This window comes from Streptomyces sp. NPDC004667, assembly GCF_040609475.1.
Classification (GTDB): domain Bacteria; phylum Actinomycetota; class Actinomycetes; order Streptomycetales; family Streptomycetaceae; genus Streptomyces.
This window is the reverse complement of the sequence record NZ_JBEXKC010000148.1, coordinates 1-9,325: the sequence shown is the minus strand read 5'-3', so window position 1 is coordinate 9,325 and position 9,325 is coordinate 1. Positions and strand designations below refer to the sequence as shown.

Genomic DNA, 9,325 nt, shown 5'->3' with positions numbered 1-9,325 from the left:
CGCCGTCCCCGGGGCGGCGGCGGTCACGGCCGTCGGCGCCGCCCTGGAGGCGGCCGTACGCTCCGCGGAGTGCCTGGGACTGAGGGTCGCCGCCCAGTACCACGCACTGCCCGCCGTCCCCCGCGAGGTGGCCGCCGCCCTGGAGGCGGCCGTCTGCGAGGCGCTGAACAACGTACGCAGCCACGCCGGGACGGGAGAGGCCTTCCTGACCGCCGTCGGCGACGGGGACGGCAACCTCACGGTCACGGTCGTGGACCGCGGTGCCGGGTTCGACCCGGCCGCGGCGGGCGGGAGCGGCGGGACCGGGCTGCGCCGTTCGGTGCACGCCCGCATGGCCGCGGTCGGCGGACTCGCCGGGGTGGAAAGCGCCCGCGGTGAGGGCACCCGGGTCGAGCTGCGCTGGCCGGCGTGATCACGGTGGCGGTCGTCGACGACGACCGGATGATGCTGGACGGACTGCGCTCCTGGCTGGCCTCGGGCGCCCGGCTGCGGCTGCTGGCGGCGGTGGCGACCGTGGACGCGCTGCTCGCCGGGCCGGGACGCGCGGCCGACGTGGTCCTCCTCGACCTGGTGCTGCGGGACTCCTCCGCGCCCGAGGACAACGTCCGCAGGCTGCGTGCGGCGGGCAGCCGGGTCCTGGTGATCAGTACGGTGGCCGACCGGGCCCGGATCGTGGCGGTGGTGGCGGCGGGCGCGGACGGCTACCTGACCAAGGACCACGACCTGGACACCCTGGTCGCGGCCGTCGAGACGGTGGCCGGGGGCGGCACGGCCCACTCGCCCGAGCTGGCCTTCGCCTGGGCGCACGACACCCGCCCGGACCGGCCGAGGCTGGCGCCCCGGGAGCGCCAGGTGCTCCTGGACTACGCCTCGGGGCTGACCCTGAAGGCGACCGCCCGGCGCGCCCGGATCAGCCCGAACACCGCGAAGTACTACCTCGACCAGGTCAAGGAGAAGTACCGGCGCGCGGGCCGGCCGACGTACACCAAGACGGACCTGGCCCGCCGGGTGCGCGAGGACGGCCTCGACGGCTGAGGCCCCCGCGGCCGACGGCTCACCGGGTCCGCCCGCCGCTCACTTGGCCTTGAGCTTCGCCCAGACCGTTTCCAGGGCCCGGATGTCCTCGTCGTCGAGCCGTTCGTCGAAGACCTCCCGCAGCGCCTCGCGACGGGTGGCGTCGGCCTCGGCGAAGGCCGTGCGCCCGGCGGGGGTGAGGGCCACGGAGACGGAACGGGCGTCCGTGGGGGAGGGGAGGCGCTCCACCAGGCCCCGTGCCTGGAGCTGGTCGACCACCCGGGAGACCTGGCTCCGGCTGAGGAGCGTCTTGGAGCCCAGGGCGGAGGCGGCGACCGGTTCGCGCTGCGCGCTCAGCCAGAGCATCACCTCGAACCAGGAGAGCGGCAGCTCGTGGGCCCGGGACAGGGCCTGGTCGATGCGGGCCGAGAGCGTGGTGCCCGCCCAGATCAGACCGTAGAAGGCATGATCGCGAGGGGTCAGTTCACCCAGGGTGAGGTCGGTGCGAGCCATGGGGAGAGCCTACCCGTTTGCGTGTGCGCGCACATATCTCTATGGTGTGTGTGCACGCACATAAACCTGTGCGCACCGGCCCGTCCCTCGGCGCCGTCCCCGCCCCACCCCCGGAGCACCCCATGACCACGCAGCACGCCCCCCGTACCGTCCTCGTCACCGGCACCTCCTCGGGCATCGGCCTGGCCGCCGCGGTCGCCGCCGCCGAGGCCGGATGGCAGGTCGTCGCCACCATGCGCGACACCGCCAAGGACGCACCGCTGCGCGCCGCGGCCGCGGCGGCCGGGGTCGAGGACCTCGTCGACGTCATGCGCCTGGACGTGGTCGACGCCGCCTCCATCGACGCCTGCCTGGAGGAGGTGCTCGCGCGGTACGGCCGCCTCGACGCGGTCGTCAACAACGCGGGCGCCGGCCGGGTCGGCACGATCGAGCAGGGCACGGTCGAGGACGTCCGCGCCACGATGGAGGTCAACTTCTTCGGCGTCGTCCAGGTCACCCGCGCGGCCCTGCCGCACCTGCGCGCCTCCCGGGGCCGCGTGATCACGGTCACCAGCGTCGGCGGTGTCATCGGTCAGCCCTTCAACGAGGCCTACTGCGCCGCCAAGTTCGCCGTCGAGGGGTTCATGGAGTCCCTCGCCCCGGTCGCGGCCACGGTCGGCGTCGACGTCACCGTCGTCGAGCCCGGCGCGGTGGCCAGCGAGTTCGTGGCCAGCATCGGCGTGGACGTACCGGCGATGGTGGCCGCGGCCGGCCCGTACGGCGACGCCCTCCAGGCGTACGTCGCGCGCACGACGCAGTCCTTCGCCGGGGCCCAGACCCCGGCCGAGGCCGCCCGCCCGATCGTGGACGCCCTGACCGCCGACCGGCCCCCGTTCCGGGTGCAGACCTCGGACTGGGCCCGCGCGTTCGTGGCCCCGAAGCTGGCCGACGCGGACGGGTCCGCCGTCCAGGAGCTGACCGGCGGCTGGGTCCGCTGACACCGGCGCGAGGCCGGCGCCGGTCCCCCCGCGCGCCCGCCCGCGCCGCGCCTCACGCGGCGGTCCAGCCGCCGTCCATGGGGAAGGACGAGCCGGTGACGTGGGCGGTGTGCGGGCCGCAGAGCCACAGGGCGACCGACGCCACCTCCTCCGGTTCGATCAGCCGCTTGATCGCCGACCCGCGCAGCAGCACCTCCCCGACGACCCGCTCCGGCGGGATGCCGTGGACCTCGGCCTGTGCGGCGATCTGCCGCTCCACCAGCGGTGTGCGCACGTACCCCGGGTTCACGCAGTTGCTGGTCACCCCCCGCGCGGCCCCTTCGAGGGCGGTGACCTTGCTGAGCCCCTCCAGGGCGTGCTTGGCGGTCACGTAGCCGGACTTGAAGGGGCTGGCCCGCAGCCCGTGCACGCTGGAGATGTTGACCACCCGTCCCCAGCCGCGCCCGTACATGTGCGGCAGGGTCCGGCGCAGCAACAGGAACGGGGCGGTGACCATCACCCGTTGCAGCGTCTCGAACCGCTCCGGCGGGAACTCCTCTATGGGCGAGAGGTGTTGGAGCCCCGCGTTGTTGACGAGGACGTCGACCGCCGAGGGCAGCCCCTCGACGGCGGCGGGGTCGGCCAGGTCGGCCGTGTGGGCCCGCCCCCCGACCTGTTCCGCCACCGCCGCGGCGGCCCGCCCGTCGACGTCCACGACGTGTACGAGGGCCCCCGCGGCGGCCAGCGCCACCGCGCAGGCCCGCCCGATGCCCCCGCCCCCGCCGGTCACCATCGCCACGCGCCCCGCGAGGTCCGCTCCCGCGCCCCCGCCCGCCGTTCCACCGAGTGCGGTGGTGAATCCGCTAGTCATGCACGGCACGCTAGGGCCCCGGGCGCCCCGTTCCGATGTGGCCCGCCCCCACACTCGCGCCCCCGGCTGTGGTGCCCACGGCCACCGCTCCCGCCGGGCGGCGGCCCGTGCTCAGGGCGGGCCCGCCAGGGTGCGGTAGCGGCCGGGCGTGGTGCCGAACTCGCGGTTGAAGGCGTGCGAGAGGGCGTACGGGGTGGCGTAGCCGACGCGGCGCGCGACGGTGGCCAGGGGGTCGTCGGAGTCCCTGAGCAGGGTCGCGGCGAGGTTCAGCCGCCACCAGGTGAGGTAGGCCATCGGCGGGCGGCCGACCAGGGAGGTGAACCGCCTGGCCAGGGTGGGGCGCGACACCCCCGCCTCGGCGGCCAGCCGCTCGGTGGTCCACGCGGCGGCCGGGTCCGAGTGCAGCGCCCGCAGCGCGGCGGCCGTGACCGGGTCGCCCAGGACGGCCGGCCAGGTCCCCGGGGTGCCCTCGGCGACCATCCAGGAGCGGATCATGTAGACGAGGAGCAGGTCGAGCAGGCTGGGCACCGCGATGCACGCGCCGGGCTGCCGCTCGTCCATCTCCCGCCCCAACAGGTCGATGGCGGACCGGAGTTCCGGGTGGCTGCCGACCCGGTTCGGCAGGTGGACGACCTGGGGGAGTTCGGCCATCAGCGGGTGCGTGAGGCTCCGGTCGAGCCGGTACTTGCCGCACAGCATCTCCACCGCCCCCGGCCCGTCCCCCGGCCCGTCCCCGGCTCCGGATAGCGGCTCCCGCCCCCGCCTGCGCGCCACGGCCTCCTCGAAGGGCACCGCCCGCGCCACGGCCTCCGCGTCGGCGGGCCCGTCGGCGATCACGTGCCCCGCGCCGTGCGGCAGCAGCACCGCGTCACCCGCGCCGAGGGCGACCGGCGCACCGTCGTCGGGCAGCAGCCAGCAGCCGCCCTGGAGCACCACGTGGAACCCGGCACCCTCGTAGGGTGCGAAGCGCGCGCACCACCTGCCGCCGATCCGCACCCGGTCGGAGGAGGGCCGCCCGATGCGTACGGCCGAGATAGCGTCGCTCACCACGTCCATCCGTCCAGGCTACCCACAGGCGTCAAGACGTGAGACGCACGCGTATCCCCATGAGCCGAGGGGGCATTGAGCCACTCAACCGGCCCTCCGTAGAGTCGGGTCCATGGAGAACGAGAGCAAGCAGAGCATGGTGTTCGGGGACGTCGAGGTCATCCGGGTCGTCGAGTGGCAGGGGCCCTTCGTCCCCTCGCTCGGGCTCGTGCCCACGGCCGGGGAGCGGATGTGGAAGGAGAACGAGGACTGGCTGGCGCCCGACCACTGGCAGCCGGAGGAGGACCTCGCCGTGATGGCCCTGCAGAGCTGGGTCCTGCGCAGCGGCGGCCGTACGGTCCTGATCGACACCGGGGTGGGCAACGGCCGCGAGCGGCCCACCTCACCGCGCTTCCACCAGTGGCAGGGGGACTTCCTCGGCGCCCTCGACCGTGCCGGGGTCAGTCCCGAGGAGGTCGACGTGGTCGTCAACACCCACGTCCACGGCGACCACGTCGGCTGGAACACCCGGGACGAGGCGGGGGAGTGGGTGCCCACCTTCCCCAACGCCCGGTACCTCGTGCCGGCCGCCGACGACTTCCACTTCGGCCCGCGGGGCGGCTACGGCGGCGGGGTCCGGGAGGACGACCGGCTGATCTACGAGGACAGCGTCGCGCCCGTCCACCGGGCCGGCCAGGCCGTCCTCTGGGAGGGCTCCCACCGCATCGACGGGCACCTCACCCTCGAAGCCGCCCCCGGCCACACCCCCGGCTCCTCGGTGCTGCGCCTGGACTCCGGTGGCGAGCGGGCGGTCTTCGTCGGTGACCTCCTGCACAGCCCGGTCCAGATCCTCGACCCCTCCCACAACAGCTGCTTCTGCATGGACCCGGCGCAGGCGGCCGCCACCCGCCGCCGGATCCTCGCCCGCGCCGCCGCCGAACGGGAACTGGTCGTCCCCGCGCACTTCGGCGGGCCGGGGGCCGTGGAGGTCCGCGCGGAGGGCGAGGGCTTCGCCCTCACTCGGTGGGCCGCCTACGGTCCGGGACGCTGATCCCGTCGGCCGGATTGAACAGTCGGATCATCCGACTGTTACCGTCCAGGGCATGCCCGAGCTGATCGCCCCCACCACCCGTCTCCGGGCCTCCTGGCTCCGCGCCCAGGAGGAGTGGGGGCCGGACGCCCACATGGACGGCGCCGGCCTGGGCCGCGAGGACGACGTGGACAGCCCGGAAGGCTTCGCCGCCTGGACCCGGCGGCTGCACGGCTACGGGGACCGCACGGCGCCGGTCGAGCAGGGCCGCGTCCACGCGACGTACTGGTGGATCGCCGACGGCGACACCTACCTCGGCGCCATCGACCTGCGCCACTACCTCAACGGCTTCCTCCTCGACGCCGGGGGCCACATCGGCTACAGCGTCCGCCCCTCCGCCCGCGGGCGCGGGCTCGCGGGCTGGGCACTGCGCGAGGTCCTCCACGAGGCGCGCGTCCTGGGGATGGACCGGGTCCTGCTGACCTGCGACCCCGGGAACGACGCCTCCGTGCGCACCATCGAGCGGGGCGGGGGCCTCCTGGAGGACGTCCGCGACACCCTCGTCGGCCCCAAGCGGCGGTACTGGATCACCCTCTGAGGGCGGCGACGGCACCACGCGTCGGTACCTCCACGTGCCCGGGGCGGGCACGAGAACCGGAACAAGGGACATCAGGGGCATGGGGAAGACACGTGCACGGGGAGCGGCAGCCGGGGCTGTCCTCACCCTGTGGGGGGCCACGGGCTGCGTCCCGGCGGCGACGGCGGAACGCGACGGCCCGCCTCCCGCCGACACGCGCATCGTGGTCCACGACGAGGCCACCGGCGAGGAGGGCCGCCGCGCGGCCGAGGCCCGCTGGACCGGCGGCGGCATCGCGGCCGTGGCCCGCACGGACGCCAAGGACGACCTGGTCCAGCCCGCGTGGAGGGGCGGCGGCTCGATAGACCGTACGGTCGGCCGGTTGTACGCCTCGGGCGCGGATGGCAGCTCCGGCGCCTGCACGGCAACCGTCGTCGGCCTCCGCACCGTGATCACCGCCGCGCACTGCGTCAGGACACCGTCCGAAGGCGCTCCGGCGGGCGAGGCCACCTGGGACGAGGACCTCTACTTCGTTCCGGGGTACCAGGACGGAGAGGGGCCGGCCGGCGGCTTCACGGTGCGCCGTGTACGGATGGCCGAGGACTGGCAGAAGTACGGACGGGACGTCGCCATGCTGGAGATGAACGCGGGCCCCGACGGGCGGAACATCTCGGAGTTCTCCGGTGCCCAGCCGATCTCCTTCACCGCGGAACCGGGCGCGGAAGCGCACTTCTTCGGCTACCCGTACACGAACCGGGTCCTGTACTGCTCGGGCGTCACCACCCGGGCGGCCGGAACGGCCCTGTTGCGCATCCCCTGCCTGATGGGGACGGGGTCGAGCGGCGGCCCTTACCTTTCGGGCGACCCCGCCGAGGGCAGCGTCGTCGCGGTGAACATCAGCGGTGACGCGGAAGCGAGCTACGGAACAGCACTCGGCGCCTTCGCACAACACCTCTACCAGCAGTCCGGGCACGGTTAGGCCGCGGTTGGGCCGCCGCCCGCCACGGGCGCCGTGATGACGGCCGGACCCGCCGGATGGCTCGCCCTCGGAACGGCGGTCGCGGGCCTGTCCGTCGTACGACGGCGCTACAGCGCGCTGCGGCTGGACGCCCTCGACGCCGCCTCGTCGGCCCGGGTCGTACCGGCCCCCGCGGCCGGACACGCGCCCGGGGAAGGCCTCGTGGAACCCGATGGCGGGACCGTCCGGGTCAGGCGGGCTGCCACAGCTCGATCCGGTTGCCCTCCGGGTCGGTGACCCAGCCGAACCGGCCGACACCCTCCATCTCCTGCGTCTCCTCGGCCACGTCCGCGCCCGCTGCGCGCAGTTGCGCGAGCATCGCGTCCAGGTCGCGGACCCGGAAGTTGAGCATGGTCTGCTGGGTGGGGGAACCGAAGTAGTCGGTCCCGGACTCGAAGGTCGCGAACACCGTCGGACCGGCGCTCTGACTCCACAGGCCGTTCTCGTCGGCGTCCAGACCCAGGCGTTCGCGGTACCACGCGCCCAGGGCCACCGGGTCGGCGGCCCGCATGAAGTGTCCACCGATTCCAAGCACACGTTCCATGCCGCCATCCTGCCAGTCCGGCGATCGGGCGGTCCGGCACCACACCACCGGGCGCCGCCGCACCCGTACCGCCCGCGCCGTCCGGGGGACGGCACGGGCGGCACGGTGGCACGGGCGCTCGCGGATCAGCGGGCGTTGCGCTCCGGCAGGTCCACGTCGGCCGGGGCCGGGGCCGTGGCGTTGGCCGGGGCGGTGGCCGCGAAGCCGCGCGCGTTCGCCTTCACCGGCTTCTTGCCGCAGAAGGCCGCTTCGAGGGTGCCGCCGAGCGCGGTGTTCGCCGAACCCCGGTTCGAGGTGTTCGCCATCGCGGCCAGGCTGCGCTTGCCGTCACGGGTGGAGAAGGCGTACGTGTAGAAGCCCTGCACGGTGCCCGTGTGGCCGTAGACGGAGGTGCCGCAGGACAGGTCGTACCGGCGCAGGCCCAGCCCGTAGAAGCGCGTGTTGGTCGCGTCGGTCGGGGTCATGGTGAGCATCTGGTCCAGCATCTGCGGCGGGAGCAGCCTGCCCGTCACCAGGGCCGAGGTGAAGGTGTTGAGGTCGGCCGCGCTGGAGATCATCGCCCCGGCGGACTGGGCCCAGGACACCGTCTGCTCGGTGGAGTCGACCAGCGGCGCACCGGCCTCGTCCGGGTGCAGGTAGCCGTTGGCGTGCAGGCCCTTGATCTTCGTGTCCGGGTGCACGTAGGAGGTGTTGCGGAGCTTCAGGGGCTTGATGATGCGACGGTCGTACTCCTTGACGACCGGGTTCCCGGTCGCCTTCTCGATGAGCATGCCGACGACGACGAAGTTGGTGTTCGAGTAGCTGTACGCGGCGCCCGGCTCCCCCGTGCGGGGCTCGTTCAGCGAGAGCTGCACCAGCTCCTGGTAGCTGAACACCTTGTTGCGCACGGCCTCGAAGCCGGGCACGGTGTTGTTGAACATGGCGTTCGTGTAGTCGGACAGCCCGCTGCGGTGGGTCATCAGGTGACGGACCGTGATCCGGTCGTCCGGCAGCAGCCCCGGCAGGTAGTGGTTGACCGGCTGGTCCAGCTCGATCTTCTTCTCCGCCACCAGCTGGAGCAGGACGACGGACGAGAAGGTCTTGGTGACGCTGCCGATCCGGAAGCGGGCGTCGGTGTCCATGGCGGCGCCGCTGACCTTGTCGCGGACGCCCGCCGTCTTGGTCTGGACCCCGTCCACACCACTGATCCGGGCCATCGCCCCGGGCGCCCCCGCGGCCAGGGTGTTCTGCAACGCGGCCTGCAGGGCCTCCAGATCGGGCGCCGGCAGGGCGGTCCCGGCGTTCTGGGCCGCCTCGGCGGAAACGGCCGGAGCGGCCTGGGCGGCGGTGGCCGGCGCCACACCGGCCACGACGGCCAGGAGGGCGGCGCTGACGGCCAGACGTCGGTTCATGGGGAGGTGCACGTTGATCCTCGATCGGTCGGGTACTGGTCGGGGTACCCCACGGCCGCCGACTGGGTTGCCGAGCAGCACAGTTGACGGCCGGGTTGATCCAGATCCTACGGAACGTCATCGGAGCCCCGGCACCGGACTCCGGGACGGGGCGTTCTCGACGACCCGCCCGGGATCCGTCACGCCCGTCAAAGAGGCCTTCGGCACCGCCATTTGGCGAGGGCTGCCCGAAAGGGCAGTGGCGGGGGCAGAGTTCCCCGGGCGCGACCGGCCCGCCGCGCCGCCGACGCCGGACACGTGACCGGTCCGACCGGGGCCGGAGCCCGGGGAGCCGGCACGCGAGCCGCGGAGACGGGCGTACGGGAACCCTGCCCCGGCACCCGCC

At 74.1% G+C, this 9,325-nt stretch carries 11 protein-coding genes; 6 read left to right on the top strand and 5 right to left on the bottom strand.

Features of this window, described 5'->3' with window-relative positions; translation table 11 throughout:
- A partial coding sequence (locus tag ABZW32_RS37530) for an ATP-binding protein (RefSeq protein WP_356225063.1) occupies positions 1-412 on the top strand: 412 nt, incomplete at its 5' end.
- Positions 409-1,035, top strand: coding sequence for a response regulator transcription factor (locus ABZW32_RS37525; RefSeq protein WP_356225061.1), 627 nt, complete (start codon positions 409-411; stop codon positions 1,033-1,035). The genes ABZW32_RS37530 and ABZW32_RS37525, both read left to right, overlap by 4 nt.
- A gap of 39 nt (positions 1,036-1,074) precedes the next feature.
- Here ABZW32_RS37525 and ABZW32_RS37520 read toward each other — a convergent pair whose 3' ends face one another.
- Positions 1,075-1,527, bottom strand: coding sequence for a MarR family transcriptional regulator (locus tag ABZW32_RS37520; protein ID WP_356225059.1), 453 nt, complete (start codon positions 1,525-1,527; stop codon positions 1,075-1,077).
- Positions 1,528-1,649: 122 nt separating this feature from the next.
- On the opposite strand from ABZW32_RS37520, the gene ABZW32_RS37515 reads away from it, so the two are divergent.
- The gene (locus ABZW32_RS37515; protein ID WP_356225057.1) at positions 1,650-2,504 is read left to right on the top strand and encodes an SDR family oxidoreductase; all 855 of its coding nucleotides are present in this window, start codon (positions 1,650-1,652) and stop codon (positions 2,502-2,504) included.
- Positions 2,505-2,556: 52 nt separating this feature from the next.
- Here ABZW32_RS37515 and ABZW32_RS37510 read toward each other — a convergent pair whose 3' ends face one another.
- Together ABZW32_RS37510 and ABZW32_RS37505 are read right to left on the bottom strand one after the other, a co-directional pair.
- Positions 2,557-3,354: a 3-hydroxybutyrate dehydrogenase gene (locus ABZW32_RS37510; protein ID WP_356225055.1), complete on the bottom strand. Its 798-nt coding sequence runs from the start codon at positions 3,352-3,354 to the stop codon at positions 2,557-2,559.
- A gap of 111 nt (positions 3,355-3,465) precedes the next feature.
- Entirely contained in the window at positions 3,466-4,410 is a 945-nt protein-coding gene (locus tag ABZW32_RS37505; RefSeq protein WP_356225053.1) for an AraC family transcriptional regulator, read from the bottom strand.
- A 103-nt stretch (positions 4,411-4,513) separates the two neighbouring features.
- Between ABZW32_RS37505 and ABZW32_RS37500 the strand changes: the two genes are divergently transcribed.
- The 3 genes from ABZW32_RS37500 to ABZW32_RS37490 all read left to right on the top strand — a co-directional run bounded on the left by ABZW32_RS37500 (position 4,514) and on the right by ABZW32_RS37490 (position 6,966).
- Positions 4,514-5,431 carry an MBL fold metallo-hydrolase gene (locus ABZW32_RS37500; protein ID WP_356225052.1) on the top strand — a complete coding sequence of 306 codons (918 nt, stop codon included), beginning with the start codon at positions 4,514-4,516 and terminating at the stop codon, positions 5,429-5,431.
- A gap of 52 nt (positions 5,432-5,483) precedes the next feature.
- Positions 5,484-6,008, top strand: coding sequence for a GNAT family N-acetyltransferase (locus tag ABZW32_RS37495; RefSeq protein ID WP_356225050.1), 525 nt, complete (start codon positions 5,484-5,486; stop codon positions 6,006-6,008).
- 79 nt (positions 6,009-6,087) lie between these two features.
- Positions 6,088-6,966 carry a trypsin-like peptidase domain-containing protein gene (locus ABZW32_RS37490; RefSeq protein WP_356225048.1) on the top strand — a complete coding sequence of 293 codons (879 nt, stop codon included), beginning with the start codon at positions 6,088-6,090 and terminating at the stop codon, positions 6,964-6,966.
- Positions 6,967-7,195: 229 nt separating this feature from the next.
- On the opposite strand, the gene ABZW32_RS37485 is transcribed toward ABZW32_RS37490, so the two are convergent.
- Both ABZW32_RS37485 and ABZW32_RS37480 read right to left on the bottom strand, forming a co-directional pair.
- On the bottom strand, positions 7,196-7,549 hold the full coding sequence (locus ABZW32_RS37485; protein WP_356225046.1) for a VOC family protein: 354 nt from the start codon (positions 7,547-7,549) through the stop codon (positions 7,196-7,198).
- 125 nt (positions 7,550-7,674) lie between these two features.
- Positions 7,675-8,940 carry a serine hydrolase domain-containing protein gene (locus ABZW32_RS37480; protein ID WP_356225044.1) on the bottom strand — a complete coding sequence of 422 codons (1,266 nt, stop codon included), beginning with the start codon at positions 8,938-8,940 and terminating at the stop codon, positions 7,675-7,677.
- Positions 8,941-9,325 lie beyond the last annotated feature (385 nt).